This is a genomic window from Streptomyces oceani (assembly GCF_001751245.1).
Taxonomy (GTDB): Bacteria; Actinomycetota; Actinomycetes; order Streptomycetales; family Streptomycetaceae; genus Streptomyces; species Streptomyces oceani.
In genome coordinates this window covers 135588-151509 of sequence record NZ_LJGU01000093.1, presented here as the reverse complement: position 1 = coordinate 151509, position 15922 = coordinate 135588, and the positions used below count along the sequence as shown (strand labels likewise).

Annotated in this window: 1 pseudogene; it reads left to right on the top strand. The window is 67.0% G+C overall.

What is annotated here, in order from left to right:
• Positions 1-31: 31 nt before the first annotated feature.
• Positions 32-15907: pseudogene (locus AN216_RS29890) on the top strand (amino acid adenylation domain-containing protein); the annotation flags it as partial.
• Positions 15908-15922: the final 15 nt, after the last annotated feature.

Sequence of the window (15922 nt, the reverse complement as noted above, 5' to 3'; positions counted from 1 at the left end):
CGCATCTCGCATACCTCGCAAAGGGTGAACAGTGTCAGACGGACCCGCCCAGAGCTTCCCGCTGTCGGCTGCGCAGTCCGAGATCTGGTTCGCGCATCAGATCTCCGATGACAAGGCCGCGTACAATCTCGCTGAATACGTGGAGATCCGCGGGCAGGTTGACGAGCGTCTGCTCCGAGCCGCGCTTGCCCAGGCGGTTTGTGAAGCCCGTGCGTTCCATACCCGGTTCGTCATACAGGACGACACCCCTCGTCAGATCATCCCCGAGGCTCCGCAGTGGAGCCTGCCGGTGACCGACGTGAGCGGGCAAGACGCCCCCCAGGCGGAGGCCGAAGCGTGGATGCGACAAGACGCGCGGCGTCCGATGGATCTTGTACAGGACCTGCTTTACACCGACCGGCTCTTCAAGGTCGCCGACGACCGGTACCTCTGGTACCGCCGGGTTCATCACATCGTCATCGACGGTTACAGCGGTGCCCTGGTCACCGAACGCGCCGCCGACATTTACACCGCGCTCCTCAACGGCGCGTCCTCGGACAGCACGTTCACACCGGTGGAAGAACTGCTCAAGCAGGACGCGGCCTACCGCAGCTCCGAACAGTTCAGTCAGGATCGGGCCTTCTGGGCGGAGCGGCTCTCCGACTGCCCGCCCCCCGCCAGCCTCAGCACCGGCCGCACCGCCCGCCAGCACGGACGTCTCCGGCACACCGGGTTCCTGACGGCAGCAGAATTCGAAGGCCTTCGGCACACCGCGCGGCGCTGCCGCACCAGTTGGCCCGTCGTGGTGATGACCACTCTGGGCCTGTTCGTGCACCGGCTCACCGGCGTCCGGGACATCTCGTTGGGGCTTCCGTCAGCCGGCCGGAGCAAGTCCAACGTCCAGGGCACCCCGGGAATGTTCTCCAACATGCTGCCGCTGCGGACGCCCGTACTCCCCGGCTACACCCTCTTCGACGCGGTGCGGCAAGTCTCGACCGAGGCACGCACTGCCCTGCAGCACCAGCTCTACCGCTACGAGGACATGCAGCGCGACCTGCAAACCTCTAGCAGACAGCGGCTCTTCGGCCCGCAGATCAACATCATGCCGTTCCCCCATCGGTTCCAGTTCGGCGACTGCCAGGCCGTCGCTCACAACCTCACCATCGGGTCCGTGGACGACCTGTCCGTGGTCGTCTACCCCGAGGTCTTCGGCGGCTCCCTGCGGGTGGACTTCGACCTCAACCCGCAGCTGTACGGGCCGGAAGAGCCCGAGGCCCTCCAGCGCGCGTTCACTGATCTCCTGCGCAACATCGTCGACGCCGAGATTCACACGTCGGTAGAAGCGCTGCCCATGACGACCACCCAAGGGCGCGAGCAACTCACCGCTGCGGGCGCAACCGGGCCGGTTTCCGTCCCCGAGGTGTGCGTGCCCGAGCTCTTCGCGGCCACCGTCGCGCAGCGGCCGTCCTCCACCGCTGTCACTTGCGGGGATGTGTCCTTGAGCTACGCCGAGCTGGACGGGAAGGCGAACCAGCTCGCCCGGCTGCTGATCGGTGCGGGGGTCGGCCCGGAGAAGTTGGTGGCGCTGACTCTTCCCCGGTCGATCGACATGGTCGTCGCCATCCTCGCTGTGCTCAAGGCGGGAGGTGCTTATCTCCCCCTCGACCCCAACTACCCCGCCGACCGGATCGCCTTCACCCTTCGCGACGCCGATCCGGTCGCCGTGGTGTGCACCACGGCGACGCAGCACACTTTGCCACAGACCGCGGCACGGATGCCGCAGCCGCTGGTACTCGACGAGCCGTCGGTCACCGAGGCGATCGCCGCTCGCTCGGGCGCTCCCCTGCACCCAGGAGAGCGCACAGCGCCCATCCTGGCCGATCACCCGGCCTACGTGATCTACACCTCCGGATCAACCGGCACCCCCAAGGGCGTCGCTGTCACTCACCGCAACGTTGTCGCACTCCTGCATGCCGCCCAGGACCTCTTCCACTACGACGAGAAGGATCGCTGGACCCTCTTCCACTCCTACGCCTTCGACTTCGCAGTTTGGGAGCTGTGGGGCGCCTTGCTCCACGGTGGGAGCCTCGTTGTCGTACCGCAGCAGGTCACGCGCAACCCCGCCGCGTTCCTGCGCCTGCTCGCGGAGGAGCAGGTCACCGTACTCAACCAGACCCCCTCCGCTTTCTACCAGCTCGCCCAAGCCGACGAGGACGACCCGCAGTTCGGGGAGGACCTGGCCCTGCGCACGGTCGTCTTCGGTGGTGAGGCGTTGGAGCCTGCACGCCTGCAGAGCTGGTACGCGCGCCACGGAGACTCCGGGCCGGCCCTGGTCAACATGTACGGAATCACCGAGACCACGGTGCACGTCACACACCGCCGACTGCGGAGTGACGACACCACCGAAGGCACCGTCAGCCCCGTGGGCAAGCCGCTGCCGGGCTTCCGTCTGTACGTGCTGGACCGTGGGCTCTGCCAGGTCCCTGTCGGTACCGTCGGTGAGCTCTACGCCGCGGGCCCTCAGGTATCGCGCGGTTACGTCAACCGGCCGAAGCTGACCGCCACACGGTTTGTGGCCGACCCCTTCGATGCCGAAGGCCAGCGCATGTACCGCACTGGAGACCTCGTTCGGTGGAACAGCCGAGGTGAACTGGAGTACGTCGGCCGTGCCGACGAGCAGGTCAAGATTCGTGGCTTCCGCGTCGAGACAGGCGAGATCTCCACAGTCCTCTCCCAGTGCCCCGGCATTGACGAGGCCTCGGTCCTGGCCCGTGAAGACGGCACAGGACACCAGCAGCTCGTCGCCTACGTCATCCCGAGCAGCGACGCCAGCACCGCCGTATCCGACGCTCCCCTCGGCGAAGTGGTCGCCGACTGGGAAGCGGTCTACGACTCTCTCTACGACAGCGGGGACGCGCAGCCCTTCGGCGAGGACTTCTCCGGCTGGGACAGCAGCTACACCGGTGCCCCCATCCCGCTGGAAGCCATGCGCGAGTGGCGCGACCACACCGTGCGGCGGATTCGTGAACTCAACCCTCGGCGGGTGCTGGAGATCGGTGCCGGTACCGGCCTGCTCCTGTCACAGCTGGCGCCCACCTGCGAGGAATACTGGGGCACCGACCTCTCTCACGTGGTCATCGAACGACTGCGTGACCAGATGCATCAGCATCCGCAACAGTTCGATCACGTCACCCTCCGCGCCCAGCCCGCGGATGACACCGACGGCCTGCCGCACGGCACCTTCGACACCATCATCCTCAACTCCGTCATTCAGTACTTTCCCACCGCGGAATACCTGGCCGACGTTTTGCGCGGCCTGCTGCCCTTGCTGGCCCCGCACGGTCGTGTCTACGTCGGCGACGTTCGCCATCGCGAGCTCCTGCACTGCTTCCGCACGGCCGTACGACTGACCCAGGCCGCCGACGACACCGACCCGGCGACGCTGCGCCGGGCCATCGCGCAGGACATGCTGATGGAGAAGGAACTTCTCCTGCACCCCGACTTCTTCCCGGACCTCGCCGCGCACACCGATGGCATGTCCGCCGCAGAGGTGCGCCTCAAACGAGGCACGCACCACAACGAGCTCAGCCGGTACCGCTACGACGTCGTCCTGCGCACCGCCCCCGAGCGCCCGCTCAGTGAGTGCCAGGAGCACCGTCTGACCTGGAGCCGGGACGTCGCAGACCTCGCTGCGTTCCGTCAGCTCCTGACCAGTAACCCGGCAGAGCGCGTACGCCTCCAGGAAATACCCAACGCCCGTATCGTCCACGAACTCCATACGCGCGAGGTCTTCGAAAGCCATCAGGCGCCTTCCGAAGCGCGCGAACTGCTCTCTCGCACCGGCGGTGCTCCCGACCCCGAGGACCTCCACAGGCTTGGCGAACAACTTGGCTACGACGTCGTCATCACCTGGTCCTCACGCACCCAGGCCGGCCACGTCGACGCCGTCTTCCGCCGCTCCGCCACATCCTCCCCAGCGCTTTCCCGCCCCGCTGCCTACGAACCCACGGACCAGCTGACCGGCGACCTCGCCCGGCACGCGAACACGCCTGCCACAGCGCATCTGCTGTCCGCCCTGACCGCTCAGGCCCGTCACTGGTGCGCGCAGCACCTCCCCGAGCACATGGTGCCCGCCGCCTTCGTACCGATGGACCGGCTGCCCCTCACTCTGAACGGAAAGCTGGACCGCAGGGCATTGCCGGCACCGGAGTTCACCTCGTCCTCCGCACGCCGACCCGGCACAACCAACGAGCGGCGGTTGTGCGGCCTGTTCGAGGAGGTACTCGGCCTGTCCGATGTGGGCCTTGACGACAGCTTCTTCGAACTCGGTGGCCACTCCCTCCTGGCCACCCGGCTCACCAGCCGAATCCGTACCGAGTTGCGCATCGAGATGGAGATCCGCTCCCTCTTCGAAAACCCCACCGTCGCTCAACTGGCGCCGTTGCTGCGGCAGACGGCACCCGCCCGGCCCCTTCTGACGCACGCCGAACGCCCCGAGATCGTGCCCCTCTCCTTCGCCCAGCGCCGCATGTGGTTCCTGCAGCGCATGGACGGATCAGACCTCGCCTACAACATGCCCGGCGCCCTGCGGCTGCGCGGAACTCTGGACCGTCAGGCTCTCCAGAGCGCGCTCACCGACCTGGTGACCCGGCACGAGACACTTCGTACGGTCTACCCGGAGGCCGACGGAAGCCCGCACCAGGTCGTCCTCGAACCCTGCGCTGCCACTCCACGGCTGCAGGAGCAACACCCCGACGGCCAGCACATCCACCACGAACTTCTCGCCGCGGCACGCACCAGCTTCGACCTCACCGCCGAACCTCCGGTGCGCGTCTTCCTGTACGAGCTGGCGGAGGGCGACCACGTGCTCCTGGTGGTGATCCACCACATCGCGGCGGACGGCTGGTCGCTCGCTCCTCTTATGCGGGACCTCGCCCACGCCTACCGCCAGCGCAGCCAGGGCTCGGCCCTCACCTGGCCCGACCTGCCGGTGCAGTACGTTGACTATGCGTTGTGGCAGCGACAGATGCTGGGCTCGGAGGACGACCCTGACAGCGCCATCAGCACGCAGCTCGCGTACTGGACCTCCGCCCTCGCCGGTATCCCTGACCAGCTGACCCTGCCCTTCGACCGCTCTCGTCCGGCAGTGGCCAGCAGCCGAGGTGAAGCCGCCTCAGTCCAGATTGATCCGGAGCTGCACGAGAGTATCCGCCGACTTGCCCACGACACGGGCAGCAGTGTGTTCATGGTCCTCCAGGCTGCACTGGCGTCCCTGCTGACGCGTCTCGGCGCCGGGGAGGACATCCCGCTGGGTACACCCGTTGCCGGACGCACCGACGAAGCGCTCGATGATTTGGTCGGCTTCTTCGTCAACACACTCGTATTGCGCACCGACACCTCCGGCAACCCCACCTTCCACACCCTGCTGAACCGCGTCCGAGATCACGACCTCGCCGCATACGCCCAGCAGGACCTGCCCTTCGAACGGCTGGTGGAGGTTCTCAATCCCGCCCGCTCCACCGCACGCCACCCGCTGTTCCAGGTGATGCTGGCGCTGCAGAACAATGCCGAGGCCGAACTCGACCTCCCCGGCCTGCAGGCCGAGATCGAGCCCCTCGAACCCGGCATCGCTCGCTTCGACCTGACCTTCAGCCTCACCGAGCACCAAGACACCGAAGGAACCCCCGGAGGCATCGACGGCTCCGCCATCTACGCCACCGACCTGTTCGACCGTACGACGGTGCAAACCACCCTGCGGCGACTCGAACACTTCCTGCGAGTTGTGGCCACCGAACCACACACCCCCATCGGAGACATCGACCTCCTTACCCCAGAGGAGCAGCACCGGCTCCTCACCGCTCACAACGAGCCTCTCCGACCCGTCCCCGAGCTCTGTCTGCCGCAGGCCATCGAGCAGCGAGCCGCCGCACAGCCCGACGCCACCGTTCTGGTCACAGACCACGAGACCCTCAGCTACGCCGAACTCGAAGCGCACGCGAACCAGTTGGCCAGGCTCCTCCTCGATCACGGCGCCACGACCGAGCAGACCATCGCCCTCGCTCTACCGCGCTCCGCGGAACAGGTCATCGCGCTCCTCGCCGTACTCAAGACCGGAGCCGCCTACCTGCCTCTGGACCCTGACCACCCGCGCGAGCGCACCGCGTACATCCTTGACGACGCGCAGCCGGCCTTCGTTGTGTGCACCGAGGCCACCGAAAGGCTGCTCGCCGACGACACATCCTCCATCCCGTGTGTCCCGCTGAACAGCTCAGCTACCCAGATGGCGCTGGCCACCCACTCTCGGCAGCCGGTGACCGACCGTGACCGTGGCACCCAACTGCACCCGCACAACGCCGCCTGCCTCCTCTACACCTCCGGCTCCACCGGTAACCCCAAGGGGGTGGTGCTGACCCACCAGAACATCGCCAGCCTCGCCGACGCCGTCCAGCACCAGTTCCCCCTCGAAACCCACGACGTCGTCCTCCATAAATCCCCCTTGAACTTCGACGCCTCGGTCGAGGAGATCTTCTGGGCCCTTCTCGCCGGAGCACGCCTCGTCATCGCCGCCCCGGGAGGTGACAAGGATCCCGCATACCTCGCGGACCTCATCCGCCGCCACGGCGTCACCGCCATCGACATCGTCCCCGCCGTACTGGACCTGCTGACCGACGAACTCGCCCGGTGCCCGGCTCCCTCACTCGCGCAAGTGATCTGCGCCGGAGACGTCCTGTCCAGGGAAGTCATCGAACGCTTCGCTGCGCACTCGGACGCACATCTGGCCAACGCTTATGGCCCGAGCGAAGCTACCGTCAACGCTACGATCTGGCGTACGAGAGCCGATGATCTTCCCAGCCATCCGCCCATCGGACGCCCGACACCCAACACCCGCGTCTACGTTCTGGACGCGCGGCTTCGCCCGGTGCCTACGGGCGTGCTGGGGGAACTGTACGTCTTCGGCCCCGGCCTCACCCGTGGGTACGGTCGGCGCGCGGCACTCACCGCCGAACGGTTCGTCGCGAACCCCTACGTGGCTGGCGAGCGCATGTACCGCACAGGCGACCTGGCTCGCTGGAACGCACAAGGTCTTCTCGAATTCGCCGGCCGCCAGGATCATCAGATCAAGATCCGCGGAGTACGCATCGAGCCCGCTGAGGTCGAGCGAGCCCTCGTCGCACACCCCCGCCTCGACTCAGCCGCGGTCACGCTCCTATCGGACACCCGCGGCGAGAGCCTGCTGGCGGCCTACGTTGTTCCCGTAACGGGCCACACACCCGACGAGATCGCATCCGCCGACATCCGCTCCCACCTGGCGGAACGACTCCCCGAGTCCATGGTCCCGAGCGTGGTCGTCGCTCTTGAGCGCCTCCCACTCACTTCCAACGGCAAACTCGACCGGCAAGCCCTGCCTGCTCCCGACCCTGGTGACGACACCGCTCCACAGCAGCAACCCAGCGCCCCCCTGGAGAGCCTGCTCTGCGTCCTCTTCGCCGAGGTCATCGGAATCAGCGAGGTCGGCATAGACGACAGCTTCTTTGACCTGGGTGGCCATTCTCTGTTGGCCACTCGCCTCATCAGTCGCATTCGGGCCGAAATCGGAGTGGAGCTCCCGATCAACGCCCTCTTCGACACGCCGAGTGTGTCGGGTCTCGCAAGCAGGATGAACGCCCCCGGGGACACCCGGCCGGCGTTGGGCCCCACCGCCCGGGCGGAGTACCCGCCCCTGTCCTTCGCCCAACGCCGCATATGGTTCCTGCACCGCATGGATCAGGAGAACCTGACCTACAACATCCCTGGCATCCTGCGTCTTGATGGTCCGTTGGATGTGGGGGCGCTTGAGCGGGCGTTGGGTGATGTGGTGGCGCGTCACGAGGTGCTGCGTACGGTGTATCCCGAGGTTGATGGTGCGCCGTACCAGTGCATCCTCGGCCGTCATGCTGTTCGGCCTACGATCGATCGGGTATCCGTAACGCCTTGTGGGCTCGAGTCGGTTCTGGTTGCGGAGGCGCGGCGTGGGTTCGATCTGCGTCGGGATCTTCCGCTGCGTGGGGTGTTGTACGCGGTGGGGGAGGGTGAGCATGTGCTGTTGCTGGTGCTGCATCACATCGCGGGTGACGGGTGGTCGCTGGGTCCGTTGATGCGGGATCTGGCGCAGGCGTATGCGGCGCGGTGTGCGGGTGTGGAGCCGGGTTGGGCGCCGCCGGCGGTGCAGTATGCGGACTATGCGGTCTGGCAGCGGGAGCTGCTGGGGTCGGAGGAGGATCCGGGCAGTCGGGCGTCGCAGCAGTTGGAGTACTGGACCACCGCATTGCGGGGGCTGCCCGACCAACTCGCCCTGCCCTTCGACCACCCCCGACCCCCCGTCGCCAGCTATCGAGGGGCCCAAGTCCCCTACCATCTTTCCTCCGCCCTCCACGCGGATCTGACCCGTCTGGCGCGGGAGTGTGGGGTCAGCACGTTCATGGTGTTGCAGGCGGCGTTTGCTTCCCTACTGACGCGGTTGGGTGCGGGAGAGGACATTCCGCTGGGTACGCCGGTGGCCGGGCGTACTGATGAGGCGGTGGAGGACCTGGTCGGGTTCTTCGTCAACACTTTGGTGCTGCGTACCGACACCTCCGGCAATCCGACGTTCCGGGAACTGCTGGCGCGGGTGCGGCGCTGTGACCTGGCCGCCTACAACCACCAGGATCTGCCGTTCGAGCGGCTGGTGGAGGTGCTGAACCCGACCCGCAGCATGTCCCGGCACCCGCTGTTCCAGGTGATGCTGGCTTTGCAGAACAGCCCCCAGCCCGAACCCGCCCTACCCGGCCTCACCACCACAATCCAGCCTCTTGACCCAGGCATGGCGCAGTTCGACCTGGCACTCAGCCTCACCGAACACCACGGCCCGGACGGCGACCCTCGTGGCATCACCGGGCACGCCATCTACGCCACCGAACTCTTCGACGAGTCCTCGCTCCGCCTCCTGCTCAAGCGACTCACGCGAGTCCTGGAGGAGGTTCTGAACGATCCGGACCAGGCCCTCAGCTCCGTGAATGTCCTGGACGCGCTGGAACGACGCCGGCTTCTGACCGACAACAACGACACCTTTTGGCCGATGCCGCGAATGCCGCTGCCGGAAGCCTTCGAACAGCAAGCCGCCCGCACCCCCGACGCTGTCGCCCTGATCTGCGACGACGAGCAGCTGACGTACGCCGAGCTCAACGAGCGCGCCAACCGCCTCGCTCGGCTCCTGGTGCGCCACGGCGCAGGGCCCGAACAAGTTGTCGCCGTCGAGGTTCCGCGGTCACCGCACCTCACGGTCAGCCTGCTCGCCGTGTTGAAGAGCGGCGCTGCCTACCTGCCTCTTGACCCCGACTACCCGACCGAACGTCTGGCCTTCATGGTCCAAGACGCCTCTCCGATCTGCATCGTGACGACCTCGCAGGGCGCGACCGCCCTGCGAGGTGGGCACCCGCTCATCGATCTCGATTCCCGGGACGTCCACGGTTTCCTCGACGCCAGCACCGGCGGTGACGTGACCGACAGCGAACGGCACGCCACGCTGTGGCCCGAGCACCCGGCCTACCTCATCTACACGTCCGGTTCCACCGGCCGGCCCAAGGGTGTCGTCGTCACGCACACCGGACTACCCAACCTGGCACAGTTCGTGGCCGACGAACTCGACCTCGGCATCGGTAGCCGCTTCCTCCAGTTCTCCTCGGTGAGTTTCGACGCCGCCGTGTTCGAGATGGTCAGCACCCTGCTGTCCGGAGCGGCACTCGTCGTGGCCCCCTCGCATCATCTCACCCCGGGCGCAGCACTGGCCCAGACCATCCAGCGGCACCAGGTCACCCACCTGTGTGCGCCCTCCTCGGTGATGGACGCCCAGGCGGCCGAACCACTCGGTGACCTGCCCGCCTTCCTGGTCGTCGCCGGTGAGGCCTGCTCCGCCGAGACCGCAGCTCACTGGTCAACCGGCCGCCACATGTTCAACGCCTACGGGCCCACCGAGTACACGGTGTGCGTCAGCATGACCGAGCCCCTCAACGGCGGCCCGCACCGCCCACCCATCGGAAGCCCCATCTTCAACACCCGGGCCTACGTCCTGGACACGGGTCTCCAACCGGTGCCCGCTGGGATCGCTGGAGAACTGTACGTAGCAGGTGCGGGACTGGCCCGCGGATACGCCCACCGCTCCGGGCTGACCGCCGAACGGTTCGTGGCCGACCCCTTTAGCACCGAGGGCGGACGTATGTACCGCACCGGTGACCTGGTGCGCTGGGACAACAAGGGCAAACTCGAATACCTTGCCCGGGCGGACCAGCAGATCAAGCTGCGGGGCTTCCGCATTGAGCCCGGGGAAATCGAATCGGCCCTGTCCTCCCACCCGACAGTGGCCAGGGCCGCCGTCCTACTTCGAGACGGCCATCTGGTCGCCTATGTGACCCTGGCCCTGACAGGCGAACCAGCCCCGCAGATGCAGGAACTCAGGTCACACGTAGCCGTGAAGCTGCCTGAGCATATGGTCCCCGCCACTGTGGTCAGCCTCGACGAGCTTCCGCTGCTGCCCAACGGCAAGCTCGACCAGGCCGCCTTGCCCGCCCCTGACTTCCACAGCCGCGCCTCCTCCCGCAGCCCGCGCACCCCCCAGGAGGCAGCGCTCAGTGCGCTGTTCGCCGAAGTGCTGGAGCTGCCCGAAGTGGGCATCGATGACAGTTTCTTCGAACTCGGCGGACACTCGCTGCTGGCCACCCGCCTAGTCAGCCGCATTCGCGGTACGCTCGCGACAGAAGTACCCGTCCGGACCCTCTTCGAAGCGCCCACCATCGCTCGCCTCGCAGCCCGTCTGGACGGCGCAGCCCTCGTGCGGCCGGCACTCCGCCGTGCCCCACGGGCGGACACGGTGCCCCTGTCCTTCGCCCAGCGACGCCTGTGGTTTCTCCACCGCCTTCAAGGCCCCAACCCCACCTACAACATTGCCCTGCCACTTCGCCTGACCGGTCACCTTGACCAGGAGGCACTCAGCCTCGCGCTCACCGACCTGGCACGACGCCACGAGACCCTGCGCACCGTCTTCCCCGAGACTGACGGAAACCCCCGCCAGGCCGTCTTGGATCCCGACCAGCTGGACGACCTCCTCACAGTCACCGCCACCGCCGAGGAGAAGCTGGCCGCCGATCTCAATGCCGCCGCCGCGCACTGCTTTGACCTCACTACCGACGTCCCACTGCACTGCACGCTGTTCCGGTTGAGCGAGGACGACCAGATCCTGCTCCTCCTGCTGCACCACATCGCCGGCGACGGCTGGTCCGCCGCGCCGCTGGGGCGTGACCTGGCACAGGCCTACGCCTCGCGCCTCGACGCCCGCTCCCCGGACTGGCAGCCGCTGCCCGTGCAGTACGCCGACTACACCCACTGGCAGCACCAGCTCCTGGGAGCCGAGGACGACCCGCACAGCAGGGCCTCTCGGCAACTCGCCTTCTGGAGGTCCACCCTGGCAGACCTTCCCGAGCAGACGACCCTGCCTTTCGACCGGCCAAGGCCGGCCTTGGCCCGGTACCAAGGCGACAGCATCGCCTACACCCTGGACGGCGAACTGCACACGGCCCTCGGCTCCCTTGCACAGGGCAGCGGGGCCAGCGTGTTCATGGTTCTGCATGCCGCCTTGGCGGCGCTTCTGAGCAGGATGGGAGCGGGCGAGGACATCTCGATCGGCACACCTGTTGCCGGACGCACCGACGAAGCACTCGACGACCTCGTCGGCTTCTTCGTCAACACCCTCGTGCTGCGCGCGGACCTCTCAGGGAACCCGACCTTCCACGAACTCCTGCACCGCACCAAGAGCACCGTCCTCGCCGCTTACGAGCACCAAGACCTGCCCTTCGAGCGTCTGGTCGAGGTGCTGAACCCGACACGCAGCACGGCACACAATCCGCTGTTCCAGGTGATGCTGGCCTTCCACAATCTGCCACTGACGGAGCTGGACATGCCCGGACTCCAGTCCGAGCTCCAACCCCTGCCTGTCACGACGGCGAAATTCGACCTCCACCTGGAGCTGACCGACACCTCCGTCCCCGGTCAGGAGCAGCACGGAGGTATCGCAGGAGCCGTGCACTTCAACACCGACGTCTTCGACCGCCGCACCGTCGAGACGCTCCTGCAACGCCTGACGCGACTGCTGTGGACTGTCGCACGCGAGCCTGACCTGCCGGTCGGCTCCATTGGGATCCTCACAGCGGACGAACGCCATCAGCTGCTGATGGGCAACAATGCCACCGCGCACCACCTGCCCCCAACAAACCTCGTGGACCTCTTCGAACAGCAGGTCGACGCCAGCCCACAGGCCACCGCGGTCACCTTCACCGACGAGCACCTCTCCTACGCCGAGCTGGAAACCCGTTCCAACGCCTTCGCCCGTGCCCTGCTCGCCCACGGCGCCGGCCCGGAGAAGATCGTCGCCGTGGCGCTGCCGCGGTCGACGGAACTCGTCGTAGCTCTCCTCGCCGTGCTGAAGGCCGGTGCTGCGTACCTGCCTCTCGACCTGGACAATCCCGCCGACCGACTGGCCTTCGTGCTTGACGATGCCGCCGCCACCTGCGTTATCGCACCACCTGCGGCGCATCAGCAGCTGCCCGGGGAACTCCCGGTCATCCATGTCGGCGATCAGTTCAGTCACGAGACCGCAGGTACCGCCCGGATCAACGACCGCGACCGGCCTGTTCCGCTGTATCCCCAGAGTCCGGCCTACCTCATCTACACCTCCGGCTCCACCGGCGAGCCCAAAGGCGTCGCTGTTCCGCACACCGCGATCGTCAACCGGCTGCTGTGGATGCAGGACACATACCGTCTCGGAACCGACGACCGTGTGCTGCAGAAAACCCCTGCCACCTTCGACGTGTCCGTCTGGGAGTTCTTCTGGCCCCTCCTACAGGGGGCCACACTGGTGGTGGCACAACCCGGCGGCCACAAGGATCCGGCCTACCTTGCCCGGATCATCCAGGACGAGGACATCACCACCGCGCACTTCGTCCCCTCCATGTTGCGAGAGTTCCTTGGGGAACCGACAGCCGCGGGATGCACCAGTCTTCGCCGCGTCATGTGCTCCGGCGAAGCGCTCACACCGCAACTGCGTACCCAGTACCACCGGACAGTGGATGCCGAACTACACAATCTGTACGGGCCGACGGAAACGGCCGTGGACGTCACCGCACGGGCATGTCCGCCGGTACAGGCCACGGCGCCGGTGCCCATCGGCCGACCGGTATGGAACACCGGCGTATACGTCCTCGACGCGCACCTGGCACCTGTTCCCGTCGGCGTGGTGGGCGAGCTCTACGTCACCGGCGCTCAGCTCGCTCGCGGCTACGCCAGCCGTCCGGCCGAGACCGCCCAGCGATTCGTCGCCGACCCCCTGCAAAACGACGGCGAACGCATGTACCGCACCGGCGACCTGGCTCGCTGGACGACAGCAGGGGAGCTGGAATACCTCGGGCGCACCGATGATCAGGTCAAAGTCCGCGGCCTGCGCATCGAGCTGGGCGAGATCGAGAACACGCTGACAGAGTACGACGGCACCGCCCAGGCAGCGGTCATCGCACACGAGCCGGGACCGGGTGACGCACAGCTTGTCGCCTACCTCGTCTCCGACCCCAACGCCCCCGCTCTCTCGCCGGGCGACTCCGAAACCGACATGGTCAGCGGCTGGGAAGACGTCTACGACACCCTCTACGCAGACCAGAAGGCCCCCCTCGGTGAAGACTTCGCCGGCTGGGACAGCAGCTACGACAAGGCCCCTATCCCGCTGGACGCAATGCGCGAGTGGCGCGACCGGACCGTTGACCGCATCCGTGCCCTGAATCCGCAGCGCGTCCTGGAGGTGGGAGTGGGAAGCGGGCTGCTCCTCGCTCCGCTGGCTCAGGACTGCGAGGAGTACTGGGGGACGGACCTGTCCGCCACCGTGATCAACAAGCTCGCGCGCCAGCTCGCGCAGAACCCGACGTTGAACGAGAAAGTCACTCTGCGTGCCCAACCGGCCCACGAGCTGGCAGGTCTGCCCCAGGGCTACTTCGACACCATCGTCCTCAACTCCGTGGTCCAGTACTTTCCCAGCGCCGACTACCTCACCGACGTCCTTCAAGGACTCGGGGATCTCCTGGCTCCCGGAGGATCGGTGTACGTGGGCGATGTCCGCCACCGAGGCCTGGAGCGGAACCTGCGCACCGCGGTTCACCTCCACCAGGCGCGTATGGGAACCGAGGCTGCGGCGTTGCTCCGTTCCGTTGCGCAGGACCGGCTGATGGAGAAGGAACTACTGCTCGACCCCGCCTTCTTCCCGGCGCTCTGCAGTGCGATCCACGGCTACACCTCGGCAGAGGTGTTCCTCAAGCGAGGACGTCAGCACACCGAACTCACCCGCTACCGCTACGAGGCCGTCCTGCACACCGCGCCAGCCGACAGCGTTCATCCGCAGGTGTTGGAGAACGGCCTCACCTGGGGCAGCGACATCGTGGACCTGGCCGAGCTGCGCGAGGTGCTCACCGACACATCCCTCAGCGCCCTGCGGGTCCGTGGTATCCCCAACCTGCGTACTCTCCCCGAGTACACAGCCATGGCCCATTTCGATGAGCACTTCGACGTCGAGGGAGCACGGGCCCGCTTGACGGACACCAGCGGGATCGACCCCGAAGATGTTCACGAACTCGGACGCCTCACCGGTCGGAGAACGGCCACGACGTGGAACGGCGCAGCCGACGGCAGCTACGACGCGCTCTTCACCTCGCACGAGACCACTCCCGCCGCCGTCGCGCCGAACACCGCCGTCGAGAACCCCGCCGCCTACGCCAGCAAGCCCTCCTCCGGACGGGCGCTGTCGACTCTGGTGACCCGTTTGCGTGCACACTGCGGCGCACACTTGCCCGACTACATGGTGCCCGCGGCATTCGTCGTCCTGGACCGCCTGCCGCTCACCCGGAACGGTAAGCTCAACCGCAAGGTCCTCCCCGCCCCCGACTTCGCCTCAAGCGCTGCCTACCGGGAACCAACCACTCCTCGGGAACAACTGCTCTGTCAACTGTTCGCGGAAGTCCTCGGGCTTGAGCAGGTCGGAATGGACGACAGCTTCTTTGACCTGGGTGGCCATTCTCTGTTGGCCACTCGGCTCACCAGCCGCATTCGTTCCACCATGAGCGTCGAAGTCGCCATCAGCACGCTCTTCGAAACCCCCACGCCGGCCGGCGTGGCGGTCGCCATCGCCGCCACGAGCCAAGCTCGCCCACCGTTGAGGCCCGTCGACCGGCCCGACCCCCTCCCCGTCTCCTTCGCCCAGCGCCGTATGTGGTTCCTGCAACGGGTCGACGGCGACAACCTCGCCTACAGCATGCCCGGCATCCTGCGTCTTGATGGTCCGTTGGATGTGGGGGCGCTTGAGCGGGCGTTGGGTGATGTGGTGGCGCGTCACGAGGTGCTGCGTACGGTGTATCCCGAGGTTGATGGTGCGCCGTACCAGTGCATCCTCGGCCGTCATGCTGTTCGGCCTACGATCGATCGGGTATCCGTAACGCCTTGTGGGCTCGAGTCGGTTCTGGTTGCGGAGGCGCGGCGTGGGTTCGATCTGCGTCGGGATCTTCCGCTGCGTGGGGTGTTGTACGCGGTGGGGGAGGGTGAGCATGTGCTGTTGCTGGTGCTGCATCACATCGCGGGTGACGGGTGGTCGCTGGGTCCGTTGATGCGGGATCTGGCGCAGGCGTATGCGGCGCGGTGTGCGGGTGTGGAGCCGGGTTGGGCGCCGCCGGCGGTGCAGTATGCGGACTATGCGGTCTGGCAGCGGGAGCTGCTGGGGTCGGAGGAGGATCCGGGCAGTCGGGCGTCGCAGCAGTTGGAGTACTGGACCACCGCATTGCGGGGGCTGCCCGACCAACTCGCCCTGCCCTTCGACCACCCCCGACCCCCCGTCGCATCCGGCCGC